The sequence below is a fragment of the Marinobacter sp. Hex_13 genome (genome assembly GCF_001566815.1).
GTDB classification, from domain to species: domain Bacteria; phylum Pseudomonadota; class Gammaproteobacteria; order Pseudomonadales; family Oleiphilaceae; genus Marinobacter; species Marinobacter salarius.
Window position 1 is genome coordinate 15,962 of record NZ_LSMM01000031.1, and the last position, 24,212, is coordinate 40,173.

General features: G+C 58.7%; 24 protein-coding genes. 15 read left to right on the forward strand and 9 right to left on the reverse strand.

The features are described from left to right. Positions 1-36 precede the first annotated feature (36 nt). A complete protein-coding gene (locus AXW11_RS07845) occupies positions 37-258 on the reverse strand; it encodes a hypothetical protein (RefSeq protein WP_036210821.1) in 222 nt (73 codons plus the stop codon). A 270-nt stretch (positions 259-528) separates the two neighbouring features. Here AXW11_RS07845 and AXW11_RS07850 point away from each other — a divergent pair, with 270 nt between their 5' ends. The 4 genes from AXW11_RS07850 to panP all read left to right on the forward strand — a co-directional run bounded on the left by AXW11_RS07850 (position 529) and on the right by panP (position 5,209). Then, positions 529-1,161 (forward strand): TetR/AcrR family transcriptional regulator, encoded by a 633-nt coding sequence (locus AXW11_RS07850; RefSeq protein ID WP_041332505.1) that lies wholly within the window; start codon positions 529-531, stop codon positions 1,159-1,161. Between the two features lie 2 nt (positions 1,162-1,163). After that, positions 1,164-2,867, forward strand: coding sequence for an acyl-CoA dehydrogenase family protein (locus AXW11_RS07855; protein WP_041332504.1), 1,704 nt, complete (start codon positions 1,164-1,166; stop codon positions 2,865-2,867). 104 nt (positions 2,868-2,971) lie between these two features. Beyond that, on the forward strand, positions 2,972-3,406 hold the full coding sequence (locus tag AXW11_RS07860; protein ID WP_228301362.1) for a DUF503 domain-containing protein: 435 nt from the start codon (positions 2,972-2,974) through the stop codon (positions 3,404-3,406). 126 nt (positions 3,407-3,532) lie between these two features. Then, positions 3,533-5,209, forward strand: coding sequence for a pyridoxal-dependent aspartate 1-decarboxylase PanP (panP, locus tag AXW11_RS07865; protein WP_036210812.1), 1,677 nt, complete (start codon positions 3,533-3,535; stop codon positions 5,207-5,209). Between the two features lie 6 nt (positions 5,210-5,215). Here the strand turns inward: panP and AXW11_RS07870 are convergent, their stop codons facing one another. Both AXW11_RS07870 and AXW11_RS07875 read right to left on the reverse strand, forming a co-directional pair. Beyond that, complete coding sequence (locus AXW11_RS07870; RefSeq protein WP_007154996.1) at positions 5,216-5,482, reverse strand: hypothetical protein; 267 nt, start codon at positions 5,480-5,482, stop codon at positions 5,216-5,218. Positions 5,483-5,588: 106 nt separating this feature from the next. Next, the gene (locus AXW11_RS07875; protein ID WP_085678703.1) at positions 5,589-7,148 is read right to left on the reverse strand and encodes an inorganic phosphate transporter; all 1,560 of its coding nucleotides are present in this window, start codon (positions 7,146-7,148) and stop codon (positions 5,589-5,591) included. 229 nt (positions 7,149-7,377) lie between these two features. On the opposite strand from AXW11_RS07875, the gene AXW11_RS07880 reads away from it, so the two are divergent. The 3 genes from AXW11_RS07880 (at position 7,378) to AXW11_RS07890 (ending at position 11,684) form a co-directional block, all read left to right on the forward strand. Further along, a complete protein-coding gene (locus tag AXW11_RS07880) occupies positions 7,378-8,484 on the forward strand; it encodes a GGDEF domain-containing protein (protein ID WP_041332501.1) in 1,107 nt (368 codons plus the stop codon). Positions 8,485-8,570: 86 nt separating this feature from the next. Beyond that, on the forward strand, positions 8,571-9,017 hold the full coding sequence (locus AXW11_RS07885; protein ID WP_075194199.1) for a flavodoxin: 447 nt from the start codon (positions 8,571-8,573) through the stop codon (positions 9,015-9,017). Between the two features lie 102 nt (positions 9,018-9,119). Then, positions 9,120-11,684 carry an EAL domain-containing protein gene (locus tag AXW11_RS07890; protein ID WP_091642516.1) on the forward strand — a complete coding sequence of 855 codons (2,565 nt, stop codon included), beginning with the start codon at positions 9,120-9,122 and terminating at the stop codon, positions 11,682-11,684. A gap of 14 nt (positions 11,685-11,698) precedes the next feature. Here the strand turns inward: AXW11_RS07890 and tesB are convergent, their stop codons facing one another. The 3 genes from tesB to AXW11_RS07905 form a co-directional block, all read right to left on the reverse strand. Then, positions 11,699-12,556 (reverse strand): acyl-CoA thioesterase II, encoded by an 858-nt coding sequence (gene tesB / locus AXW11_RS07895; RefSeq protein WP_036210796.1) that lies wholly within the window; start codon positions 12,554-12,556, stop codon positions 11,699-11,701. Between the two features lie 79 nt (positions 12,557-12,635). Further along, positions 12,636-13,790, reverse strand: a complete 1,155-nt coding sequence (locus tag AXW11_RS07900; protein ID WP_091642519.1) for an NAD(P)/FAD-dependent oxidoreductase — start codon at positions 13,788-13,790, stop codon at positions 12,636-12,638. A gap of 36 nt (positions 13,791-13,826) precedes the next feature. Next, complete coding sequence (locus AXW11_RS07905) at positions 13,827-13,994, reverse strand: rubredoxin (RefSeq protein ID WP_007154989.1); 168 nt, start codon at positions 13,992-13,994, stop codon at positions 13,827-13,829. Positions 13,995-14,258: 264 nt separating this feature from the next. Here AXW11_RS07905 and AXW11_RS07910 point away from each other — a divergent pair, with 264 nt between their 5' ends. From AXW11_RS07910 to phoR, 5 genes are all read left to right on the forward strand, one after another. Further along, positions 14,259-14,816, forward strand: a complete 558-nt coding sequence (locus AXW11_RS07910) for a hypoxanthine-guanine phosphoribosyltransferase (protein WP_036210787.1) — start codon at positions 14,259-14,261, stop codon at positions 14,814-14,816. A gap of 16 nt (positions 14,817-14,832) precedes the next feature. Beyond that, the gene (locus AXW11_RS07915) at positions 14,833-15,372 is read left to right on the forward strand and encodes a chorismate--pyruvate lyase family protein (protein ID WP_036210785.1); all 540 of its coding nucleotides are present in this window, start codon (positions 14,833-14,835) and stop codon (positions 15,370-15,372) included. Positions 15,373-15,456: 84 nt separating this feature from the next. Continuing rightward, the gene (ubiA, locus tag AXW11_RS07920) at positions 15,457-16,344 is read left to right on the forward strand and encodes a 4-hydroxybenzoate octaprenyltransferase (protein WP_085678688.1); all 888 of its coding nucleotides are present in this window, start codon (positions 15,457-15,459) and stop codon (positions 16,342-16,344) included. 101 nt (positions 16,345-16,445) lie between these two features. Next, entirely contained in the window at positions 16,446-17,138 is a 693-nt protein-coding gene (phoB, locus tag AXW11_RS07925; protein WP_007154985.1) for a phosphate regulon transcriptional regulator PhoB, read from the forward strand. Between the two features lie 58 nt (positions 17,139-17,196). After that, positions 17,197-18,513, forward strand: coding sequence for a phosphate regulon sensor histidine kinase PhoR (gene phoR / locus AXW11_RS07930; protein ID WP_036210779.1), 1,317 nt, complete (start codon positions 17,197-17,199; stop codon positions 18,511-18,513). Positions 18,514-18,531: 18 nt separating this feature from the next. Here phoR and AXW11_RS07935 read toward each other — a convergent pair whose 3' ends face one another. Beyond that, entirely contained in the window at positions 18,532-19,389 is an 858-nt protein-coding gene (locus tag AXW11_RS07935) for a response regulator (protein WP_036210776.1), read from the reverse strand. 287 nt (positions 19,390-19,676) lie between these two features. On the opposite strand from AXW11_RS07935, the gene AXW11_RS07940 reads away from it, so the two are divergent. From AXW11_RS07940 to AXW11_RS07950, 3 genes are all read left to right on the forward strand, one after another. Then, complete coding sequence (locus AXW11_RS07940) at positions 19,677-20,879, forward strand: lytic murein transglycosylase (protein WP_374700693.1); 1,203 nt, start codon at positions 19,677-19,679, stop codon at positions 20,877-20,879. A gap of 88 nt (positions 20,880-20,967) precedes the next feature. Then, positions 20,968-21,999, forward strand: coding sequence for a metal-dependent hydrolase (locus tag AXW11_RS07945; protein ID WP_091642524.1), 1,032 nt, complete (start codon positions 20,968-20,970; stop codon positions 21,997-21,999). A gap of 2 nt (positions 22,000-22,001) precedes the next feature. Further along, complete coding sequence (locus tag AXW11_RS07950; protein WP_091642527.1) at positions 22,002-22,694, forward strand: pseudouridine synthase; 693 nt, start codon at positions 22,002-22,004, stop codon at positions 22,692-22,694. On the opposite strand, the gene AXW11_RS07955 is transcribed toward AXW11_RS07950, so the two are convergent. Continuing rightward, on the reverse strand, positions 22,695-23,174 hold the full coding sequence (locus AXW11_RS07955; RefSeq protein WP_041332497.1) for an asparaginase domain-containing protein: 480 nt from the start codon (positions 23,172-23,174) through the stop codon (positions 22,695-22,697). Between the two features lie 26 nt (positions 23,175-23,200). Further along, positions 23,201-24,115: a D-alanyl-D-alanine endopeptidase gene (gene pbpG / locus AXW11_RS07960; RefSeq protein ID WP_091642531.1), complete on the reverse strand. Its 915-nt coding sequence runs from the start codon at positions 24,113-24,115 to the stop codon at positions 23,201-23,203. Positions 24,116-24,212 lie beyond the last annotated feature (97 nt).

Genomic DNA, 24,212 nt, shown 5'->3' on the forward strand with positions numbered 1-24,212 from the left:
ACAGGCCGCAGCCTCAGAGGCTGCGGCCTCATGAATTCAGAGGGAGCGATTATTGAAACCGACATCCACCTTGCGGGAAGGGTCCGAACGGAATGCCGTATCCACTTCCTGAATTCTGCCGCCCTGGTTCAGAAACGATTCAATATCCTGCTGAAGCTGAGCGCGGATTCGCGCACGGCCGGCAATGGAATGTGTATCGTCGCTGTCATGTGTCCAGCTACCGGATTGCTCCAGATTGCTTTCGTCGAATTCACTCATGATTTTCTCCATCAACGAAAACAGTACAACGAGCGCGCCAAGCCTGTTGTGGCACGGCCGCCCCATCTCGGCGGATGCGTCTTACTACCTGCCTTGGCGTCTTTATAATCCGCTTTCAGTTGCAACGCTATTTCCTGACAACGATTTTTTTGTAATTTTTTGTAAGCAACTCCACGATATTGTTTTTAAAGAATAATATGAACCAAGCTATACTGGGCTATTGATTGACACAAAGAATGAATAATGATTCACTACTTATAAGGAACCCGCATGGCATATCGGGAAACGGAAAAGATGCGCAATCGCAAGGCTGAGGCCCGCAAGCGCATTATCGAATGCACGTACGGATGCGTTGCCGACGGCGGCTTCCGCAGCGCCCAGATAACGCGAATCGCAGCGTGCGCCGGCGTTGCTACGGGAACCATCTACCGACACTTTGAGTCCAAGGAAGATCTGTTTGCAGAGATCTTCAGGATTGCGACACAACGGGAAGTCGACAAAGTCGCTGAGGCACTGGCCGCCGAAGACAACGCCGTTTCCCGTCTGGAAGTGGCCCTTCGCCAGTTTGCGGAGAGAGCCCTGAGAGGCCCGGTGATGGCCTGGTCGCTGATCGCAGAGCCGGTAGACCCGAAAGTTGAGGAAGAGCGCCTCAAGTTCCGCCGCGCCTACGCTCAACTTTTCGAGCAGGCCATCCGGGACGGCATCAAGGAGGGCTGCCTCCCGGATCAGGATGCCAGGCAAAGCAGTACCTGCCTTGTAGGTGCCATTGCCGAAAGCCTTGTGGGGCCTCTGTCCCCGGCACAGGCTGACACCACGGAGCAGGCAGAGACCAACGACCACGATCCGCTGGTCAACTCCATCATTTGCTTTTGCATGCAGGGGTTGACTGGCACCAGGAGATAAACATGAAGGCCCGCCAGCCCCTGCAGCAGGAAACCGCAACCCCCTCCAGTGACGACCGCTACCTGGCGGTTACCCACGAGGTCTTCAATCAGCCACCCGCTCTGGAGGATTACAACCTCTTCGAACAGGACAAGGCCCTGCAGGAGGCGGTCGCCCGGGAGGGCGCCGCAGCAGCGACCAGCGACCTTAAGCAGTTTGGTGCTTTCGCCGGCGCGGCGGACACCATCGCGCTCGGCTTCCATGCCAACGAGAACAAACCGGCGTTCAATACCCATGATCGCTTTGGCCATCGCACGGATCAGGTGGACTTCCACCCCGCCTACCACCAACTGATGTCCACAGCGATGGAAAACGGCCTCCACAGCAGCCCGTGGACCAATCCCGGCGCAGGCGCCCATGTCGCGAGAACGGCCAAGTACTACATGCACTCCCAAATTGAGGCCGCCCACTGCTGCCCCATTACCATGACCTTTGCCGCCGTTCCATCAATCCGCAAACAACCGGAACTGGCCGCGGCCTGGGAAAACAAAATCCTCGCCAATAGCTACGACCCCCGAAACCTGCCGGACAGCGAAAAACAATCCGTCACCATCGGCATGGCAATGACGGAAAAACAGGGTGGCAGCGACGTCCGGGCCAACACGACTCGTGCTTACGCCATCGGTGCAGAAGGCCCGGGGCAGGCCTATGAACTGGTCGGCCACAAATGGTTTGTATCTGCCCCCATGTGCGACGCCTTCCTGGTGCTTGCCCAGACCAGAAGCGGCCTGTCCTGCTTCCTGATGCCACGCTGGCGCCCGGACGGCAGCAAGAACCCCTGGCAGATCCAGCGCCTGAAGAACAAGATGGGCAACGTCGCCAACGCGTCCAGCGAAGCCGAACTGCGCGGCGCCCTGGCGTGGATGGTGGGCGAGGAAGGCAGAGGTGTACCGACGATCATTGAAATGGTCGCCATGACCCGCTTCGACTGCATGATCGGCAGCTCCGCCGGCATGCGCCAGGCACTGGCCCAGGCGTCCCACCATTGCCGCCACCGCAGCGCCTTCGGTGGGCGACTCAGCGAACAGCCGCTGATGCAGAACGTCCTCGCCGATCTTGCACTGGAAAGCGAAGCCGCCCTGGCCTACACCATGCGAATCGCAAAATCCCTGGACAGCCAACATCTGGAGCACGAGCGCCTGCTGGCACGACTGGCAACACCGGTTGGCAAGTACTGGATCTGCAAACGCACCCCCAACCACGCCTACGAAGCCATGGAATGCATCGGCGGCAGCGGCGTGATGGAAGACTGCATCATGCCCCGACTGCTGCGGGAATCCCCAGTCAACGCCATCTGGGAAGGCAGCGGCAACGTCCAGTGCCTGGACACCCTGCGCGCACTGCAGAAAGAACCAGACACCCTCGACGCCTTCTTCAGCGAAGCCGCCGAAGCCCGCGGCGCCGACGCCCGCTTCGACCGCTTCCTGGCCCAGTTGCAGAACGACTTCGCCGACATCAGCGACTTCGAATACCGCGCCCGCAACCTGGTGGATCGCCTGGCCCTGTTGATGCAGTCGTCACTGCTGCTGAGAAACTCCGACCCTGCGGTCGCCGACACCTTCTGCGCCTCCCGCCTGGAACACAACGGCGGCCTGAACTACGGCAACCTGCCCTCCGGCACCGACCCGGCGGCTATTATCAAACGGGCGACGCCTGTAGTAGGCTAATTTGGACCTTCATCAGTCTGTCGTGGTGGTAGACTTAAGGGACTCCACCTGAATAGTTGGCGAACCGGTGGGGAAGGACTCTCCAAAACTGTGCGGAGCCATGGATGGCGGAGCCCAAGCGCCCCAAGGATGGGCCGAAGGAGCGTGTTTTGGAGAGTCCTTTCTCACCGGTTCCAGCACCAAAGCCGGAAGCAACCATGTCCGAAGCCCTGAAAAAGCTCCTGAACCAAAACAACCCACAGCAACCAGTGATCACGCCCCACGTGGGCATCCTGACCCTGCACTTCCAGCTCTACGGCTGCGAAGACCTCAAAGCCAAACGCAAAGTCTTCACCGCCCTGAAAGCCGTCTGGGGCAAAGAACCCGACCTGGCCGTCGCCGAAACCGCCGACCAGGACGCCCTCGACTGCGCCACCTGGACCATCGCCGCCCTCGGAGGCTCATCGCAACAGATCGCCCAGCGCCTCGACCAGATCGAAAAAGCCATACAGGAACGCATCGACGCTGCCATACTGGACGTACACCAAGAGATACTTTGACCCTCCCGCCATGCAGGGCCCATGCTGTAGCGTATGGTTTCACGACACCGTATACTACGCCCCCTCAGGGAGAACGGAACGCCCGGGACAGGCTTTGCGAATGACCACTGATAGTGTGTGGCACCTATGACCGGAAAGAAAAAATCCGCCCAGGCCTCGGTAGAGGCCATGTATCGTGTATTCACCGTGCCCGAGGCACCTGAATCCACCTTGAGCAGGATTGACCAGAACATATCCCGCAACCTTGCCGGATTCCTCCAGGAACACATCGTTGCGGTCGAGCGGGATCTTTCCGAAGTCGAGAAAGACTTCTCGGACTACGCCATTCCGGAAAAGCCCATCTTCGTCTCCGAACAGGCCCAATTCCTGCTCGACAAGCTGGTGGCCAACTCGGTACACACGGCGTCTCCCAGCTTTATCGGCCACATGACCTCGGCACTGCCCTATTTCATGCTGCCGCTGTCCAAGATCATGATTGCCCTCAACCAGAACCTGGTTAAAACCGAAACCTCCAAGGCCTTCACGCCCATGGAACGCCAGGTACTGGGCATGATCCACCGGCTGGTGTATGAGCAGGACGGTGCCTTCTACCGCAAGTGGATGCACGATCCCCGCTACGCCCTCGGTGCCATGTGCTCCGGCGGCACCGTGGCCAACCTGACCGCACTCTGGGTGGCACGCAACAACGCGTTCCCCGCCGAAGGCAGCTTCCGCGGTATCCATCAGGAAGGCCTGTTCCGGGCACTACGCTATTACGGCTGCGAGGGTGCCGCCATTCTGGTCTCCCGCCGCGGCCACTACTCACTGCGCAAAGCCGCCGATGTACTGGGTCTGGGCCGGGACTTCCTGGTGCCTGTCGACACCGATGACGACAACCGCATCAACACCGATGCACTGCGGGAGAAATGCCTGGAGTTGCACCGCCAGAAAATCCGGGTCATGGCCATCTGCGGCATTGCCGGCACCACCGAGACCGGCAACGTCGACCCGCTGGACGCCATGGCAGACATCGCCCGGGAGTTCAACGCCCATTTTCATGTGGACGCGGCCTGGGGTGGGCCGACACTGTTTTCCCGCACCCACAGGCACCTGCTCAGGGGCATCGAAAAGGCCGACTCGGTGACCTTCGACGCCCACAAGCAACTCTATGTTCCCATGGGGGCTGGGCTGGTGGTGTTCCGCGACCCGGGCCTGGCAAGCGCTGTCGAGCATCACGCCCAGTACATTATCCGTAAAGGCTCGCGGGATCTGGGTAGTACCACCCTGGAAGGTTCGCGGCCGGGCATGTCAATGCTGATCCAGTCGGGGTTGAGAATCCTGGCGCGGGAAGGCTATGAGATCCTCATCGACCAGGGCATCGACAAGGCACAAACCTTTGCGGAAATGATCAACGCAGAAACGGATTTCGAGCTCATCACCAAACCAGAGCTCAATATCCTGACTTATCGCTATTGCCCGGAGAAAGTGCAGCAGGCACTGGCAATCGCGGACTCGCTACAGGCCGAACGACTCAACACCTGCCTGAACCGCATCACCAAGTTCATTCAGAAAACCCAACGTGAACGGGGTAAAGCCTTCGTTTCCCGTACCCGGCTCGAACCGTCGCGTTATTATCACTTCCCCTGCATCGTGTTCCGGGTGGTATTGGCCAACCCGTTGACCACGAAAGAAATCCTCGCGGACATACTGAAGGAACAGCGGGATTTGTCATCGGACGAGGGCATCCAGGACGAAATCACCATCCTGGACCAGATGGCCGATGCCGTGTTGAAGCAGCATCAGCCCGGCGTTCGGCAGGCCTGACAAAGATCAGTAAAGCGCCTCTTCGTCATCCAGGACTTCGTCCAGGATATCGAGAAACATGTGATCCGCCCGACTCCAGCTCTCCGGAATACGGATCGTTGTGTTGGCGCTGATCTCACGGGCAATCAACTCATTGGCATTGGGCTGATTGCGATATTTGCGGGCAATTTCCACCGATTTCACCGCAATGGTCGGATCACTGAGGACCTTCTTGATAAACACCCTGAGCTCGTCAATGACCTTCGCCTGACGGCTTTCTTCTGCTGAACTCATGAATCAATCCCCGGACAGAGTGGCAACTTATTTGGGAGGCAAACGCCTCCCGTATTGAAGAATAGTATGGGCCAAACAGGCACCTGACAACCAGCGCGACAATCCCTTACAGCATCAGCCCGCGCAGGGTGAAGAACAGAACGGCCGCCATGCAGGCCGACGCGGGCACCGTAATGATCCAGGCAGCAACGATACGAGTCAGGTGCGAACGCTTGACCATCTCCTCGCGGTAGATCTTTTTAAGGCGTTTGCGCTCCTTCTTGGAGAGCGGTACCTGTTTCTTTTTCTTGGCCTGTTGGAGCAGGTTTTCCATCTGCTCAACCGAGGCGTTACGGAAATCTTCCAGGAACGGGCGCAGACGCTCACGCTCCTCTTCCTCATGGCTGTCCATGATGTTGTGGAGCTGGGTGGCGTAGTTTGACTTCAGATACTCCCTCAGGAAACCAACACCAAACACACCACCGATGGCAATGTGGGTGGAACTGACCGGGAGCCCCAACTGGGAGGCGATGATGACGGTAAGCGCCGCCGACAGGGCGATACAGAACGCCCGGGTTTTATCCAGTTCAGTGATCTCAGTCCCCACGGTCTTGATCAGGCGTGGGCCGAACAGCATCAGACCAACGGCCAGACCAAGGGCACCAACCAGCATTACCCACAAAGGAATGGACGCTGCGGTGACCACTGCACCAGCCGACAGTGCATCGTTAATGGCCGCCAGCGGGCCGATGGCATTGGCCACATCGTTCGCCCCATGGGCGAAACTGAGTAATGCCGCGGCAAATATAAGCGGCCAGGTAAACAGGGTATTCACTCCGGCAGAGCTGTTTTCCATGGTTGCGGCACGGCGGCCGACCAGAACCCGCATCAGGAAGAAAATGACTGCGGCGAGCCCCAGACCAACCAGAGAGGCCCCCAGGAAGTCTACTTCAACGACCTTCTTGACCCCCTTCACCATCAAATAGGTGCCAAAGGCCCAGGCCATGATCGCCACCAGCCAGGGCACGAAGATTCTTGCCGCCGGCACCACGTTCTTGCGATACAGCACGGTCTTCTTGATGGCATACAGGAACAGCGCCGCCAGCACGCCACCCATTACGGGGGAAATCACCCAACTGGCGACAATTTTGGCCATGACGGCCCAGTCGGCAATGCCCCAGCCGCCGGCGGCAATTCCGGCCCCAAGAACGCCCCCGACAATGGAGTGGGTAGTGGACACCGGAGCACCCATCCAGGTGGCCAGGTTCAGCCACAGGGCGCCGGCAAGAAGTGCGGCTGTCATCAGCCACACGAAGGCGCTGACATCATCGAGCCTTTCAGCGGCAATAATGCCCCCTTTAATGGTCGAAACCACGTCACCACCGGCGACAATAGCACCGCCGGCCTCAAACACGGCGGCGATCAGAACCGCGCCACCCAGCGACAGCGCCCCGGACCCCACCGCCGGGCCGACGTTGTTGGCGACGTCATTCGCGCCGATATTGATGGCCATGTAGCCACCGATGACCGCAGCTGCCATCAGCAGCATGTTGTTGGGCATGCCGTCGCTGATCTGTCCCACGGCTATAAATATGCAGAGCAGGAACAGGAAGCTGAAGCCAACGCGATAACGCTCGGTCGATGGGCTGGTCAGGAGAGTATCGAGGAATCCGTTTTTGCCGGCCATAATACGTCAGGTCTCGCAACAGGGAGGATACGGGAAGCTACAGTTTCACAGTACTTACGGCGGCAACTATAAATTTTTTGCCATGAAATTGAAACATAACGGTCATAATGGTGATTGCTTGACCAAAGTCGCTGTACAGATTTCCCGCTTCGACTAATCTGATTCACTATCCCGGCTCACGCAGTCTGGACAAAGCACCAACAACAAATCGACAACAACAAAAAGTGTCATGACCAGACTCCCCGATACCAGCCAACAAGTAGCCGACGAAGGCGAGGAGGAACGCGTCTCCCGCCTGCTGACCGGTCTGTCAGCCATGGCCATCCTCTTCCTGCTGGGCATTGGCGCCAAGGCGTGGTTTGCAACCCACACTCACCACGCCTTCTCGCTCTGGTTCTTTGCGGGACTGGTGGCAATGAACATGCTGTCCTTTGCCCGTTCCCGCAACCGCCGCCATCAGAAGGCTGGCATGATCTCCATTGTCGGCCTGCTGTTCGGATACCTGATCATCACCGGTGGCGAGAGCAACACCGGCCCACTCTGGTTCTACGTGTTCCCGCCGCTGCTGTTTTACCTGACCGATCTGAAAACCGGCACAGCGGTATTGTTATTCTGCTGCCTGCTGGCGGTTGTGGTTTTCCAGTTCCCTGAACTACCGTTGGTGACCGCCGAATACAGCACAGACTTCAAGATCCGTTTTTTCGCCACGCTGACGTTCGAATCCATCTTCTGTTTCGTGCTGGAAGCCAGTCGCCTGAAGGCACGCAATGAGTTGATGGATATGGCCCGCACCCACCAACATGCGGCCCGTACTGACGAACTGACGGGCCTGTCCAACCGCAGGGACATGCAGCATCGGCTGAACGAGGAGTATTCAAGGTACCGGCGTTCCGGCCACCATTTCTCCATCGTTCTCATCGACCTGGATCTCTTCAAGCGTATCAACGACGACTACGGACACGACGCCGGTGACCACGTACTGCGGGCCTTCTCGGAATTGATGCAAACCGTTATCCGCCAAACGGATGTGGCCGCACGCTGGGGGGGAGAGGAGTTCCTGATCCTGTTGCCGGACACGTCACTGCTACAGGCTCTCACTCTCGCAGAACGACTACGTTCCGAGGTGGCCAGTGCCGAGTTCTCCTTTGCCGGCCAACGCATGCCCGTCACCATCAGCGCCGGCATCTGCTCCATCGCCAAAACCGGCTCAGTGGATGAATTACTGAAACAGGCTGACGTCCACCTATACAGCGCCAAGGAAGACGGGCGCAATCGCGTTGCTCCCAGAGTACGAACATCCCCCAGGGAAACCAGCCCTTCCGGAGCCGGATCTTGAGCGTTACCGCATCACCGGCTATGATCGGGCCCCAACGCAGACAGCCGTCAAGGGACGGTTGTCGTTACGAATCAACAGGACCATTCATGGCTTCAATCCGGATTCTGGTCGGCAGCGTTTATGGTGGCGCCCTGCTGACGGCACGTACCTTGAAGAAAACCCTGGAACCGGAAGGGCATCGGATCACGATCCTTGAGGAACCCGACCTGGAGGACATCACCGGGAACGACGAACCGCTTTTGGTGTGTACATCAACCACCGGCCAGGGAGAGCTACCCCCCAACCTGCTACCGTTCTATTTGCGGCTGCGCGAGCAACTGCCCCAACAACCCGCGCGTCCGTTTGGCGTAATTGTGCTTGGCGACAGCTCCTACGGTGACACCTTTTGTGGTGCCGGTGAGCTGATGGAAGAGGCTTTATACGAAACTTCAGCCCGGAAAGTGGGGGATACCTTGAGGATTGATGCCCTGGAAACCACCGAGCCGGAGATGGAAGCCGTTCCCTGGGTACGGGAGTGGCTTGAACAGCTGTAACACCTGACACAAGTGACGTTCGAAAACCGGCATTATCAGCCTTGAGCCCCCCGGCAGATAACGCCATACTGAGCCAGACAATCACAACAAGATCGGTACTACGTGCGCCATATTGCTCAGTTTTTCGCCCTGGCGGGCGCATTGATCATGATGGCTTTCGGAACCCAGGCAAACGCGGCTTCGCCCGGCTTTGCAGAACCGGATATGGACTATATTCGGGTGGCACCTTCGGAACAGATGGATCTCAGGGAAGCCCTTGCTTCCGACCGATGGCAGTCACTGGAAGGCGAAAGCCCCAACTTCGGCTACATTCGCGACACCGTGTGGCTCCGCGTTCCTGTATCCGCCATACCCAGTGACCGTAAGCTACTGGAGATACGCTACCCCCAGCTCGACGATATCACCTTCTACCTGATAGAGAATGGCGTCGTCAGGCAACGCATCTCAACGGGCGACCACCTCCCCTTTGCGCAGCGCCAGATTCAACACCGCAACTTTCTGTTTTCCTTCGAAACCGATCCGCTAAGCGATTACCAGGTGTTTTTGCGTGTTCGGACTCAGGGCGCCATGCAGATCCCCATCAGACTGTGGGACCCTCGAACCTACTTCGAAGCCACGTCCATCGAAGACCAGATGCACGCGATCTATTACGGCATCCTGATCATGGTGATCTTTTTCAACCTGTTTATCTTCCTGGCACTGAGAGAGCGCATGTACCTGCTGTACGTGCTCTCCACCCTCAGCTATCTGATGTTTATTGGCAGCCTGAATGGCAGCACCTACCAATTGCTCTGGCCACAGTCGCCCTGGCTGCACAACCAGACCATGGTTCTCACCGTGCCGGTGGCATTGATATTCACCCTGTTGTTCTCACGTGCCTTCCTCAACCTGCGCGTCACCAGCCCGCGCATGGACAAGCTTGTGTGGTATATGGTGTTGGTGAACGTCGTGGTGGCGGTGGCAACGTTCGTTACCGACTACAGCGTTGCCAGCCGGCTCACGGTTGCCCTGGCAATCCCCAGCTGCCTGCTGTTGACCGTTATGGGGCCGATACAATGGATTCGGGGCAACCCCCAGGCCGGCTACTACACCATAGCCTGGGGCCTGCTCACCCTGGGCAGCGCCATCACCGCAGCCAATAAATACGGCTTCGTGCCCAACAGCTTCGTGACGGCCTACGGCATCGAAATCGGCTCCGCGCTCGAAGCCGTCCTGCTGACCATCGCCCTTGCCGCCCGGCTCTACCAGGAACGAGAAGACAAGGTTCGCGCCCGCGAAGCAGAGATCACCGCCATGGCGGCACGGCGCTCGGCAGAGCTGCGACTGATCGAACAGGCCCTTCACAACCCGCTAACGGGGTTGCCCAATCGCGCCTGCCTGGAAATGACCATCAACGAACTGATCAACCGAGAGCCGGAAAAGCGCCTCTCCATTGCGGTGATCCACCTAAGCAACCTTCCAGCCATCACCAAAACCCTGGGGCATCGCAACACCGACCGGCTGCTCGAGCTCGCCGCCCGGCGTTTCAACAGCATCGTCAGCGAACTGCCCGGCATCTGTGCGGTCGAGACCAATGATCGGAAGAGTTTCTACCTGGCCTCATTGGAGTCGGCCACCTTCGGGTTTATCGTGGAAGCAGATGTTATTTCGGAAACACCCCGTGCCATTGTTCGTGCCCTTGAGGAAATCCGTGCACCGCTGGACTATCTGGGCATGCAATTGCCGCTGGCCCCCCACACTGGCTCGGCGATCTACCCGGATCACGCCACCGACACCAATACCCTGATCCGGCGCGCCTTTATTGCGCAGGGCTCGGACGACGCCCGAGACCGTGGGCTGGCCTATTATCAGCCGTCGCGGGACTCCTACAGCGCGGACCGCCTTACCCTGGTGTCCGAGCTGCAACGTGCCCTTCAACACGGTGAACTTGCCCTATACCTGCAGCCAAAGCTGTCACTGAAAACCAGGGAGGTGGTCGGCCTTGAAGCGCTGATTCGCTGGCCCGGCCGGAAAAAGCCAATACCCGCCGACGAGCTGATTGCCCTGGCCGAGCAGTCCGGGCTGATCAAGCCATTGACACGCTGGGTACTGGAACAATCACTGGCGCTGAGAGGGCAATTGCTGGAGAACGGCTACCCGCTCAATATCTCGGTGAACATCTCCCCCAACAACCTGCGGGAACCGGACTTCCCGTTATACGTCCAGCGCCTGATGAGCAGCCATCACACGCATCGCGGAGCGATCATCCTGGAAGTTACTGAGACCTCAATGATGCAGGACCCGGTCAACTCACTGCGCGCCCTCAATTCCCTGCACACCACAGGTATCCCGCTGTCCATTGACGACTTCGGTTCCGGCTACTCTTCGCTGTCGTATATCAAGCGATTGCCCGCCAGCGAGATCAAGATCGACCGCTCACTGGTCACCGACCTGGCATCCCAGGCTGGAGACCGTGTCATCGTCCAGACCACGATCGAAATGTGCCACAGCCTGGGTTATGCCGTTGTGGCCGAGGGTGTGGAGAGCGCAGAGGCAATGGAACTGCTGGACAAGATGGGCTGTGACATGATCCAGGGCTACATCCTGACGCCGCCACTGCCGTTCGACGACATCATCGTTTGGATGGCCGACTACAAACATCATGGGAGAAGCCACAAGCTTGGCTAACTATCTCCGCAAACCTATCCCCGTTGACGGATGAGGGCTTCCTGGGTGGTCGATGCTACCAGCCGGCCCTGGCGATCAAAAAAGTTACCGCGATTGAAGCCGCGTCCGCCAGAGGCGCTGGGGCTGTCCTTGTCGTAGAGCAACCACTCGTCCATACGGAACTCACGATGAAACCAGATGGAATGATCCAGACTCGCAACCTGCATCTTCTTGTTCATAAATGACACGCCATGGGGGTTCAGCGACGTCCCCAGGAAAGAAAAGTCTGACGCGTAGGTCAGCAGGCAACGGTGCAACACCGGATCGTCTGGCAGGTGCCCCTGAGTACGGAACCAGCTCTGCTTGTAAGGCGGCCGCGGTTCCGGCTTCAATGGATTGACCGGGTCTACGGGACGGATTTCGATGGGACGATCCCGGGTTAGGGTGTCGCGGAGATGTTCGGGAACATGGGGAGCCAGCAGTTCGCCGTACTCCTGCTCGGATTTAAGGCCTTCCGGATCCGGTGCCGAGGGCATGTCGAGCTGATGTTCGAAGCCTTCTTCGGCCACCTGGAATGACATGGAGCCGGTCAGGATCTCCTTGCCACCCTGACGTGCAATCACCCGTCGGACGGAGAAACTGCCACCGTCCCGAACCCGCTGGACCTCGTAATCGATGGGCATGCTGTGATTGCCGGGGCGCAGGAAGTAGGCGTGCAGCGAGTGTGGCAGACGACCTTCCACCGTACGGCTGGCGGCCATCAGCGCCTGCCCCAGAACCTGGCCGCCAAACACGTTGGGAAAGCCGAGATCTTCACTGTCCCCCTGGAAATGGTCATCACCGATGGGGGAGAGATCCAGCAGATCCACCAGTTTTCTGGTTACTTCAAGCATGCCAGCTCCTGTCAATATCGTTAGCTCACGAATGAGTTTCTACCGCAAGCTGGGGATTTTCGCAATCCTGATACCACCCTCAGTTATGAATCGGTGGCACCTCCTTCGACAGGGCCTGCTTCTCCATCGCATAACCACCGGTTACCGCAAAGCCCAGAACCTCGCCAGACTCACTCTTGAACAGGGCACGGACATCCTGGCCATCCGCATCCACTTCCCAGTTGCCCGACGCATTCGCCGGTGGCGGACACACCGCTGTTGGACAACAGGGGGTCTTGACCATGACCGGCATGGTGCCGTACTTCACTTCAGTGCGCTCACTCACCAGTGTTTTTGCCAACGCACGGGCGCACGCCATCAGCGGCAGCACATACAGCAACACATGACCGTCGACTTCAGCGCAGTCACCCAGTGCATAAATATCTGGCATTGAAGTCTCCAGGGCGCGGTTGACCACGATGCCACGCTGGGTCTCCAGGCCCGCTGCTGCAGCCAGCTCCGTGCGTGGTCGCAGCCCGACCGCGGAAATAACTAGGTCGGAGTCCAGTTCCTCGCCATTGGCCAGGGTCAGGCGGACACCTTCCCCGCTATTGGCAATGTGCTCCACAACCGTTTCCAGATGAAAACGGACGCCCAACCCTTCCAGTCCATCGCGCACCGCTGCCGCAGCAGCCGGTGGTAGAAGTCCCGGCATCAGGGCATCAGAAGGAGCAATCACATCCACGTCGACATCGCCGTTGCGAAGGTCGTTGGCAAACTCACAACCGATCAGGCCCGCGCCCATGATGGCCACCCGCTTCTTGCCCTTCAAAGCCTTGCGAAAGGCACGGTAGTCCATCAGGTCGTTGATGGAAAAGACACGCTCATGGCCGTCACCGGCAATGGACAGGCGAATCACATCGGCACCCCAGGCCAACACCAGTTTGCTGTATCCTAGCCGTTCGTCCCCCAGCACAAGTTCGTGGGCATCCGGATCAATGCCGGTCACGGTGGTGTAAGTACGCAGCTGAAGGTTCAGTTGCTCCACCATTGCCTCCGCCGACGCCTGCGCCAGTTCATCAGCCTCTTTGCCCTTGGTAAAGCCAGTGGAAAGCATGGGCTTGGAGTAACTATAGCCATCGTCCGCCGTTACCATGACGATTGGTGTGTCCTTGTCCTGCTTACGGATTTCCTTAGCCAGCGAATAGCCTGACAATCCGGTACCCACAATCACGATAGGGGCGTCTGCGTTCATTACTGCTCTCCAAACCTGTTCAGCGGTACCGGCGTATCAGCCGATTTCAATCATCTCGAAGTCTTCCTTACCCACGCCGCAGTCCGGGCACTCCCAATCTTCCGGTACGTCTTCCCAGGCGGTTCCGGGCTCAATACCGTCTTCCGGCCAGCCTTCCGCCTCATCGTAAATAAATCCACAGACAACGCACTGCCACTTCTTCATGTCATTCCTCCGAAACTCGTTGGGGCGCGATAATAATTGTCAGACAATTGTACGCGCAAGTCTTTCATGCACCGAGTTGGCACCATTCACACTGGGAAACCATCATACCCACCGCTGCGGCATTGACCAATGCCGTCGCCGACGGCTATTCAGCGGGTTTTCTGCCAATCGCCAGAATTTCCATCAGGCGAACCGGGAAACGCCCCTCCCTTCAGCGTGCCACCTCCGGTATAATCGGCCGTTTTACGATAGGACCCCAGTGCTATGACCGACACCGTCGCCGAACTGAATCAGGTAATGGCCGAAGCCGACTGCCTGGTGAGCGAACAGCAGGTACAGGCTGCCATCCAGTCTCTTGCAGAAGAGATTACCGGGCGCCTCAAGGACACCAACCCGCTGTTGTTCTGTGTGATGAATGGCGGCCTTATCCTCACCGGCCACCTACTGCCAAGGCTGACGTTTCCCGTGCAGGCGGAATACCTTCACGCCACTCGCTACCGCCAGGAAACCACCGGTGGCATCCTGGAGTGGAAACTGCAGCCGGAAGCCAATATGAATGGCCGCACGGTACTGATCGTTGATGACATCCTCGACGAGGGTACGACACTCTGCGCCATTGCAGATTACTGCCTCGCCCATGGCGCCAGCGAGGTTCTGACGGCCGTATTGGTCGACAAACAACACGATCGCAAGGCAAAGCCAAACCTGAAGGCAGACTTTACCGGCCTGGAAGTTGAGGACCGTTTCCTGTTTGGCTACGGCATGGATTACAAAGGTTACTGGCGCAACGCCCCGGGAATTTATGCCGTCAAGGGACTTTGACCGGTACGCACCCAGCATGTTTGAGGGTGAAAACGCCATCTCCACCCCCGCTACGGACTGGTACCGCTCTTTTTCAGCAGCCGCGCTGAAGAACCCGGCCATCCACGGGCCGCTCAGCCACTGGCTGACGCTGGAGGGCTCACTGACCCGGGCGCTTCAACTCCGATGTCGCGAGCACTTTCACGTGGATATCCTCCAGGAAGGTTTTGCCCGCCCCACTGTGGAGGAGGCCCATACCCTGGGTATTCCGGTGCGCCAGAATGCGTGGATCCGCGAGGTCTGCCTGAACGGCGACAACACCCCCTGGGTGCTCGCCCGTACGATCATTCCATTGGCAACCCTATCTGGGCGTGGACGCCGCCTGCGCAACCTGGGACGCCGCCCTCTCGGCGCCTATCTGTTCAGCAACCCACAGTGGCAACGGGGGCCGTTCGAGACCGGTCTTTGCCATCGGGCTAACCGCCATCAACCCATGGCGGCCCGCCGCTCCCGTTTTTTCAGCGGTCATCATAGCCTCTTGGTCGGCGAGTATTTCCTGCCCACGCTCTGCCCCTGACGCAGCGGCTCTTTTAACCGAACCTCACCGCTGGCTATAATCCCCGCTCAGCCTCAGCAACATCATCCCGGACGGACCAGACCTATGCTGCCCAATGCTGTGCCAGATCACATCCAGGCCCGCCTTGCAGACTACGCCCGACTGCTGCGAGTCGATCGCCCCATCGGCAGCCTGCTCCTCCTATGGCCAACCTACTGGGCACTTTGGCTGGCTGCAGACGGCTTCCCCAGCGTTGGCAACTTTATCGTCTTTACCCTCGGCGTATTCATGATGCGAGCTGCCGGTTGCGCCATCAACGATTTTGCCGACCGCAAGGTGGATCGACACGTCAAACGCACCAAAGACCGCCCACTGACCTCCGGTCGCATCGAAGCCTGGGAAGCTGTCGCCCTGTTCGCAGGCCTCTGCGTGACAGCCTTCCTGATGGTGGTGCTGTTCACCAACACGCTGACTCTCTATCTGTCGTTCGGGGGTGCAGTACTGGCGTTCATCTACCCGTTCATGAAGCGTTACACCCATCTGCCGCAACTGTTTCTTGGGGCTGCCTTTTCCTGGGCCATTCCCATGGCCTGGGCCGCCGAGGCCGGTGAGGTCACAAAACTGGCCTGGCTGCTGTTTACCGCCAACGTGCTCTGGACCGTTGCCTACGACACCCTGTACGCCATGGTGGATCGTGATGACGACATCCGGATTGGCATCAAATCCACGGCCATTCTGTTCGGAGACGCCGACCGGGCGGTTATCGCAATCCTGCAGGCCCTGGTGGTGCTGATTCTCATCCTCGTGGGACAGCAGGCCGAGCTCGGCGTTTTCTATTACCTCGGGCTCGTCGCCATGGCGTGCCTGTTTGTCTTCCAGCAGCACCTGGCCCGCTTCCGCGAACGCGACGGATGCTTCAAGGCCTTTCTCAACAATAACTGGGCGGGCTTTGCAGTTTTCACCGGTCTGTTGATTGACCGGATCATCAGTTAGTCGAACAAATCCAGTCACAGCCTGCTACTGTCATATACTTGTAACACTACCCGGTTGTAATGAGGCAGCAACAATACTCGGTATGACACAGGTTAATGCTCATGACTGGAAAAACTGTCCTGATCGTCGATGACGAGGCACCCATCCGCGAAATGATCGCTGTGGCCCTCGAAATGGCCGACTACGACTACCTTGAGGCAGCGGATGCCCGCGAAGCGCATGCCCTGATCGTTGACAAACAGCCCGACTTGATACTCCTGGACTGGATGCTGCCAGGCACCAGCGGCGTGGAACTGGCCAGGCGCCTGAAAAAAGAAGAGGCAACGGCGGAAATCCCCATCATCATGCTGACGGCCAAGGTCGAGGAAGACAATAAGATCCAGGGCCTGGAAGTGGGTGCGGATGACTACATCACCAAGCCCTTCTCGCCGAGGGAGCTGGTGGCCAGGCTGAAAGCCGTATTGCGCCGCACCACGCCGCCCGGCGTGGAAACTCCGATCGAAGTGGATGGCCTGACCCTGGACCCGGTCGGCCACCGGGTCACCACGGAAACCGGCGCCCTGAACATCGGCCCCACGGAATATCGGTTACTGCAGTTCTTCATGACACACCAGGAACGGGTTTATACTCGCTCCCAACTGCTTGATCAGGTGTGGGGTGGGAACGTCTATGTTGAAGAGCGAACCGTCGACGTTCACATACGCCGTTTGCGCAAAGCCCTTGGCGACCAATATGATCACCTGATCCAGACAGTGCGTGGCACCGGCTACCGGTTCTCAACCAGAGCAGCATAACCACAACCGGCGCCCTTTACCCCGAAAAGGGCCCGGAACTGATTCAGGGGCAGCTGTAATGCAACACAACTGGTCAAAGTACCTGCGATGGATTATCACGCTCCTGATAGCCTGCACGGCCGTCGGGCTTTTCTTTGGCGAGCCCCTCTACGGGCTGACGGCAGGGCTGCTGGCTTACCTGTGGTGGACTCTGGCCCAGGCCAAACGTCTGTACCATTGGCTCGGCAATCCCAGCGGCAGTGACGAAGCCCCTCAGAGTGTTGGTCTCTGGGGCGACATCTTCGACGGCCTACACAGGCTTCACCAGAACCACCTACGCACCCAGGACAAACTTCGCGCCCAGATCAACCGGGTCCAGGAGTCCACCAATGCCATGCGCGATGGTGTGATCATGACCGACTCGCGGGGCGCCATGGAGTGGTGGAACGGCTCAGCGGAGCATCTTCTGGGCTTTCGTCGCAGTTCGGACCGCGGGCAGTTTATTCACAACCTGATCCGCAACCCCGCGTTCAAGGCCTACTTCGACTCCCGCGACTACCGGGAACCATTGGAACTGAACTCACCCGCAAAACCGCACATTCACCTGCAAATCCAGATCAGCCTGTTTGGCGACGACGACCGCCTGATTGTGGCCAAGGACGTAACCCGCCTGTACCAGCTTGAACAGATGCGACGGGATTTCGTTGGCAACGTCTCCCATGAGATGAGAACACCCCTGACGGTGATCAGCGGCTACCTGGAAACCCTGGTGGACAACGCCGACGACCTGCCGCCCAAATGGCGGCGCGCCATCAACACCATGGCGCAGCAGTCCTCGCGCATGGAAGCGTTGATTACCGACCTGATATTGCTGTCCAGAATTGAAACCGGCGAGCAAACCATCAACGATGCGGTCACGGATTTACAGGCGATGATCCAGCAGATCTGCCACGACGCCAAGGCCCTCAGCGGCGAACAGGGCCACGAATTCAACGTCAGCATTGGCGATCGCCATCTGCTGAGGGGCGACGAAAGCCAACTGCGCAGCGCCTTCTCCAACCTGATTTTCAACGCCGTGAAGTACACACCTGCCGGTGGACTCATCACCATCATCTGGAAAACAGACCGCGACGGCGGGCATCTGTCAGTGAAAGATACCGGTATCGGTATAGACCCGGTTCATATCCCACGGCTTACCGAGCGGTTCTATCGCGCCGACCCCAGCCGACACAAGGAGACCGGTGGCACCGGCCTGGGGCTGGCGATCGTCAAGCATGTATTGCTCAACCATGACGGTAACCTGGAAATTCGAAGCCGGATTGGCGACGGCAGCGAATTCATCTGCCACTTCCCCCGGGAACGATTGGCGGAAAGGCTTCCTGAGACCGCGTCCTGATTGGGATAGCTTTCGTGGCTAACCGCCGCTGCGGAAACGGGCGATAAAACGGGACAGGTCTTCCAGCTTTTTCGGGTCTTCGTCCACAAATCGGATGGTCACGCCCACAAAATCCGTGTCCTGGCGTTTGTCCACCGCCTGCAACTGGTGGACGTAACCATTAAGCCGCGCTACCTGCCCTTCGGCCACTTCGATATCCACCACAGCCTGATCAAGGATGCCCGGAAACTGCTGGTCCCGCTTGGCGATCACCCGCACTTCCGTGAGGGTGATGTCCTTGACGACTGAGCGCAGAGTGCTGTCTGAAAAACGCACCGACGCCACGCTCATTGGCGGCCTGGCTGTCGACCCGGAGGCAGAGGACGTGGACGACTTGCTGGCACGGACTGGTGCCGGAGAAGCAGCTTCCCGCTTCTGGGTCAGCAGGCTGGCGGATTCGCGAAACGCTTCCGCCGGCCCGGCCATGGACTTCCCGCCGCGATCCATGGCGTCCTTGAGGCGGCGCCCCATCACCTTGATGATCTTATTGCTCAGGCCCTCAGGGCTGAAGGGTTTCCCCAGATACTCAGAGACTCCCCCCTTGACGGCTTCAACCACATGATCCTTGTCACCACGGCTGGTGATCATGATGAAGGGCGTTTTTTCATACTGTGGCTGTTGGCGCATCCACTGCAACAGCTCCAGACCCGACATCTCCGGCATTTCCCAGTCACAGAGGATGAGATCAAACGTTGTGCGCGACATCAGTGATTGCGCCCGGCGGCCGTTCTGGGCATCCGTGGTGTCAATCACTGGAAAACGCTGACGCACCGTTCGCTTGACCAGATCCCTCACAAAGCTGGCGTCATCCACCACCAGCGCCTTCAGCGTTGCCATTTTCGGACCTTTTGTCTTTCAGAAAGTTGTCGTCTCGTTCTGCAAACTATAGAACAAGCCGATGGTGGGGAATAGCAGGACTACAAAAAGACGACACATCCGATGCGGAGTGGAACACCAGGTTAAAGAATTGTCACCGGAATCCGGTAACAACAGTGTTTCAGGGCCACAAAAACAGGCTACCATGAGCCAGAAACATCCACTCCAGACCGAGGTTTAGCGTGCCGAGCATATTCACAGGGACATCAAAGAGCCAACGGACGATTCGACACCTTTCACTCAGCGGATTGTTCGTCCTGAGCAGTGCGTCCGTGTCCGCGGCCGCTGACGCCGACCTGGAAAACCGTTTCCCCCAGTGCATCGAACACCTGGAAAGCCAGGCCATCGAGGCGGGTGTGTCATCACAAACGGCGGGCGAAGTGCTGGCAGGCGCAGAATACCTGGAGCGAGTGATAGAGCTCGACCGCCGCCAGCCCGAATTCACCACCACCTTTGCGGACTACCTTAACCGCAGGGTCAACTCCGACCGGGTAAGCCGCGGGCGGGAGTTGCTGGACCAACACGAAGCACTGCTTGAACGCGTCACCCGGAAAACCGGCGTGCCCGCCCCCTATCTCGTGGCGTTCTGGGGCCTGGAAACCAACTTCGGTTCCTACTTTGGCAAGATGTCGGTGCCCAGCTCCCTCGCCACCCTGGCGTGCGACGAACGGCGCAGCCAATTCTTTACCGAACAGTTGATTGCAGCCTTGAGAATCATTGACGAGGGCGCGATACCCGCCGAGCAGATGGAGGGCTCCTGGGCAGGCGCCATGGGGCATGTGCAGTTCATGCCAACCGTCTTCCTGCGCCATGCGGTGGATGGCGACGGCGATGGCAAGCGCGACCTGTGGAACAGCTTGCCGGACGCGATGATGTCAGCTGGCCACTTTCTACAGGATCTCGGCTGGGATGGCGACTACCGCTGGGGGCGGGAGGTTCTTCTGTCCCAGGGGTTCGATTACAGCATGGCGGACGGCCGCCGACTACCCCTGGAAAAATGGCGCACCCTGGGCGTAACCGACGCCTTCGGCAATAAACTGGCGAACGAGCCCATCGAAGCCGCGCTGGTGGTCCCGGCCGGGCACCGGGGGCCTGCATTCCTGGCCTACAAGAATTTTAATGTGATCATGGGCTGGAACCGCTCTGAATTCTACGCTATCGCGGTTGGACATCTGGCGGACCGCATCGCCGGTGCCGGTAAACTGCAGAACCCGCCACCGGAGGATATGCCAGCGTTGTCACGGAACAACATCCTTACCCTGCAAAAAGCGTTGAACGAGCAGGGATTTGATACCGGGAAACCGGACGGCATCCTTGGCCCCAACACGCGGTCGGCTATTCGCGGCTACCAGTCAGAAAATGGCCTCGTTGCCGACGGCTATCCCGGCGACACGGTTCTCAATGCCTTGGGGGTAGACCTGACGTCTGAAACGTCCGGGAGTGATACCTGACAGCCATCTGCCGACCATCTGGGGCGTGATCCGACAACCGATTCCGCGCATAATACCTGCCGGACTTAAATGACAAGGTGTTATCCCGATGGATTCGATTACCCAGGCGGCACTGGGCGCCTCGCTGGCCGGTGCCGTTGCCGGAAAAACCCTTGGCCGTTCAGCCCTGCTGGTCGGTGCCGTTCTCGGCACCCTTCCCGATCTGGACGTCATCATTGATTACGGCACGGCGGTCGCCAACTTTACCCAGCACCGCGGATTCAGCCACTCGCTGTTTGTCCTGCTGCCGCTGTCCGTATTGCTGGCTTTTGCACTCCATCGGTGGCGCCCCCATCTCGGCTACGGGCGTTGGTTTGCGCTCACCGCGCTTGTGCTTATGACGCACCCTCTGCTCGATGCCTTTACCACCTACGGAACCCAGTTGTTCTGGCCTATAGGGCCACCTGTGGCCATCAGCAGCATTTTCATCATCGACCCGCTTTATACCCTGCCGTTACTGATCGGCATCACGGCGTTCCTCATCCGCGGGCCACAAACCAGCGCCATCATGGCCGGCCTGCTCCTTTCAACGCTTTATCTGGGGTGGAGCGCAACGGCGCAACAAATCATCCAGGAACGGGTTGGCCCCACGCTGGCCAAGGAAGGCCTGGAAGAGGCCCCACGGCTGGTTCAGCCGATGCCTTTCAATACCGTACTGTGGCGAGTGACCGTTGTGGGTGAGGAAAAACGGGTGGAAATCGTGACCGGATTCTTCGATGGCGACGGCCCCGTTACGGTGGAACACTTTTCCCGCGAACCCAGCCTGGCAAAGGCCGCCACGTCATTACCAGAAGGCCAGCGACTGGACTGGTTTACGCGTGGTTTCCTGCACTACGACATGGACGGCGACCAGCTCACGGCCACTGATATCCGCCTGGGTATCCCCGGGGCGCATCCCTTCACCTTCATACTCGCCAAGTACCATGGCGACCGTCTTGAGCCAGAGCCCAGTTCACAGCTGGAGCGTCCGGCGATTGGCGGGGAACTCCTCGGCGTGCTCTGGTCGCGAATGACGGGTTCTGCGGAGGTACTGTGCCTTGCCAGCCTAACGCTGCCGCCGCCAGGAGAAGGGTGTACCTGAGCATGCGCCTGGATTATTTCATTGCCAACGCGACCACGCTGTCGCGCCGCGATGCGAAAAAAACCATCAGTTCAGGCCGAATCCGGGTGGACGGGCAGATCTGTCGCAAATCCGCTTCTCCGGTGGCCGCAGACACCCGGGTTTCCCTCGATGACCAGCCGCTGTCACTGCCAGGAGAGCGGTACCTGATGCTGCACAAGCCTGCCGGGGTCATCAGTGCCACCACCGACAGTCAGCAGCCCACGGCGCTGGACCTGCTGCCCGCAGATGTCCGCCACGGGCTCCACATCGCCGGGCGGCTGGACGCCGACACCACCGGGCTCCTGCTGCTGACCACCGATGGCCAATGGTCACACCGCATCACATCGCCCCGGGTGAAATGCCCCAAGACCTACCGGGTGACGATCGCCGAACCCATTGATGACCTCGCCATCACGCAACTGCAACAGGGTGTATTACTGCACGGTGAGTCGCGGCCAACCAGACCTGCCGATGTCCATTTACTCAATGCCGGGGAAATTGACCTGACGTTGTCGGAAGGGCGTTACCACCAGGTCAAACGAATGCTGGCGGCGGTGGGGAACCATGTGACGGGATTGCACCGATGGCGTGTCGGCCCCCTCATACTCGACAATTCACTGGCGCCGGGAGAATACCGGGAACTAACCACGGAGGAAGTGAACAGCCTGGGCTGATCAGGTGCGTTCGAAGCGCTGGGCCTTCAGGTTTTTGCGCACGGAACCTGCCTCGAACACCTCGCCGTTCATGGCGATATAAACCCCGTGAGGCAATAGCTGGACCGCCGCCCATGCATAGCCGATATTGAAAACCGCGTCACTCCGGCGCATACGTGCCGGCTGCATGGCGCCAAACAACACAATGGTTTTCCCTTTCACCGACAGCAGCTCTCTGGCGGTTTCCGGCATGGTATCGGTACCGTGGGTGATCAGTATGCGCTCGGCGTCACACTGACTGACGGCGGTTCTGATGACCTCCCGGTCGCCGTCCGTGATTTCCAGACTGTCCTTGCGCAGTAACCCGTTCAGGGTATAGCCGTCATGGATGTTGGACTCCGCCAACAGCTCCGCAATCAGACTATCGCCAATCTCAAACTCGCTGTTGGCATCGAAATACACCTTGTCGATGGTGCCACCGGTGGTGAATATCTCAATCATACGCTGCGTTCCCGATTCGCCAGAGGTCAGTTCACGCTCACGGATGCGCCATCCGAAGCGGCATAAGCTGCGTTCTTTTTCCGCTCATACGCACGCGCGGCCGCAGCAACACTGCCACCGGCGCCGGTGGTCAGCCATCGTTTGATCCGGCCCGCATCCCCCATCGGTGAACGGGTGCCCAGAGAATCAAGCAGCACCGTTACCAACGGCTTGCCATCCAGTTCAAACAGCATAACGAGGCAACGGCCAGCTTCGGACAGATAGCCCGTTTTACTGATCCCCACGCCCCAACTGTCACGATGAACCAGGACATTGGTATTCCCGAACGCCAGTCGATATCTGGGTTGGCGGAACTGGGCGGTGAAATAGCGGGTGGTGGAATACTCCCGTATCTGTGGGTATTGGCTGGCCGCCCTGACCAGGCGAACCAGATCCGCCGCGGTGGAACGATTGTCAACCGACAACCCAGTGGGATCCACGAAGGTTGTTTTCAGCATTCCCAACTCAACGGCCTTGGCATTCATCGCTTCGATAAAGGCGTCATACCCACCGGGATGGTGTCTTGCCAGGGTATGGGCCGCAAAATTCTCTGACGACATCAGTGCAATACGCAGTACGTCAGAGCGTCTGAGCTCGGAGCTCACACGAATACGGGTATAGGCATTCGCCGGAGCGGGAACATGGCGCTCCCGGAAGTCCAGCCATTCGGTCAGGGGCTCGCCGGACTCCATCACCACCAGCGCAGTCATCAATTTGGTGATGGACGCGATGGGCACCCGCCGATCCGCATTCTTGCCGTAAACCAGCCCCTCATCGTCGGCATAGGCCACAGCTGCGTTAACGGATGCCAATTGCAACTCGGACCTCTCGATCGCCATCGCCCGGGAAACGTTGAGCAAACACAGGACTGTCAGCGCCAGGACAATGGCCGTTCGGATCATTGGTCAAACCTTGTTATGTGTCATTACGGTGTCAGCCTTTCACTATACCAGCCAAATTGGCGGCTGGCTCCGGGTAGGCCAGGGTAAAAGTATTAAC

What these genes read in the sequence shown, in the direction of transcription:
- AXW11_RS07845 (WP_036210821.1), bottom strand. Translation starts at nt 258, where the DNA reads ATGAGTGAATTCGACGAAAGCAATCTGGAGCAATCCGGTAGCTGGACA.
- AXW11_RS07850 (WP_041332505.1), top strand. Translation starts at nt 529, where the DNA reads ATGGCATATCGGGAAACGGAAAAGATGCGCAATCGCAAGGCTGAGGCC.
- AXW11_RS07855 (WP_041332504.1), top strand. Translation starts at nt 1,164, where the DNA reads ATGAAGGCCCGCCAGCCCCTGCAGCAGGAAACCGCAACCCCCTCCAGT.
- AXW11_RS07860 (WP_228301362.1), top strand. Translation starts at nt 2,972, where the DNA reads ATGGCGGAGCCCAAGCGCCCCAAGGATGGGCCGAAGGAGCGTGTTTTG.
- panP (WP_036210812.1), top strand. Translation starts at nt 3,533, where the DNA reads ATGACCGGAAAGAAAAAATCCGCCCAGGCCTCGGTAGAGGCCATGTAT.
- AXW11_RS07870 (WP_007154996.1), bottom strand. Translation starts at nt 5,482, where the DNA reads ATGAGTTCAGCAGAAGAAAGCCGTCAGGCGAAGGTCATTGACGAGCTC.
- AXW11_RS07875 (WP_085678703.1), bottom strand. Translation starts at nt 7,148, where the DNA reads ATGGCCGGCAAAAACGGATTCCTCGATACTCTCCTGACCAGCCCATCG.
- AXW11_RS07880 (WP_041332501.1), top strand. Translation starts at nt 7,378, where the DNA reads ATGACCAGACTCCCCGATACCAGCCAACAAGTAGCCGACGAAGGCGAG.
- AXW11_RS07885 (WP_075194199.1), top strand. Translation starts at nt 8,571, where the DNA reads ATGGCTTCAATCCGGATTCTGGTCGGCAGCGTTTATGGTGGCGCCCTG.
- tesB (WP_036210796.1), bottom strand. Translation starts at nt 12,556, where the DNA reads ATGCTTGAAGTAACCAGAAAACTGGTGGATCTGCTGGATCTCTCCCCC.
- AXW11_RS07900 (WP_091642519.1), bottom strand. Translation starts at nt 13,790, where the DNA reads ATGAACGCAGACGCCCCTATCGTGATTGTGGGTACCGGATTGTCAGGC.
- AXW11_RS07905 (WP_007154989.1), bottom strand. Translation starts at nt 13,994, where the DNA reads ATGAAGAAGTGGCAGTGCGTTGTCTGTGGATTTATTTACGATGAGGCG.
- AXW11_RS07910 (WP_036210787.1), top strand. Translation starts at nt 14,259, where the DNA reads ATGACCGACACCGTCGCCGAACTGAATCAGGTAATGGCCGAAGCCGAC.
- AXW11_RS07915 (WP_036210785.1), top strand. Translation starts at nt 14,833, where the DNA reads ATGTTTGAGGGTGAAAACGCCATCTCCACCCCCGCTACGGACTGGTAC.
- ubiA (WP_085678688.1), top strand. Translation starts at nt 15,457, where the DNA reads ATGCTGCCCAATGCTGTGCCAGATCACATCCAGGCCCGCCTTGCAGAC.
- phoB (WP_007154985.1), top strand. Translation starts at nt 16,446, where the DNA reads ATGACTGGAAAAACTGTCCTGATCGTCGATGACGAGGCACCCATCCGC.
- phoR (WP_036210779.1), top strand. Translation starts at nt 17,197, where the DNA reads ATGCAACACAACTGGTCAAAGTACCTGCGATGGATTATCACGCTCCTG.
- AXW11_RS07935 (WP_036210776.1), bottom strand. Translation starts at nt 19,389, where the DNA reads ATGGCAACGCTGAAGGCGCTGGTGGTGGATGACGCCAGCTTTGTGAGG.
- AXW11_RS07945 (WP_091642524.1), top strand. Translation starts at nt 20,968, where the DNA reads ATGGATTCGATTACCCAGGCGGCACTGGGCGCCTCGCTGGCCGGTGCC.
- AXW11_RS07950 (WP_091642527.1), top strand. Translation starts at nt 22,002, where the DNA reads ATGCGCCTGGATTATTTCATTGCCAACGCGACCACGCTGTCGCGCCGC.
- AXW11_RS07955 (WP_041332497.1), bottom strand. Translation starts at nt 23,174, where the DNA reads ATGATTGAGATATTCACCACCGGTGGCACCATCGACAAGGTGTATTTC.
- pbpG (WP_091642531.1), bottom strand. Translation starts at nt 24,115, where the DNA reads ATGATCCGAACGGCCATTGTCCTGGCGCTGACAGTCCTGTGTTTGCTC.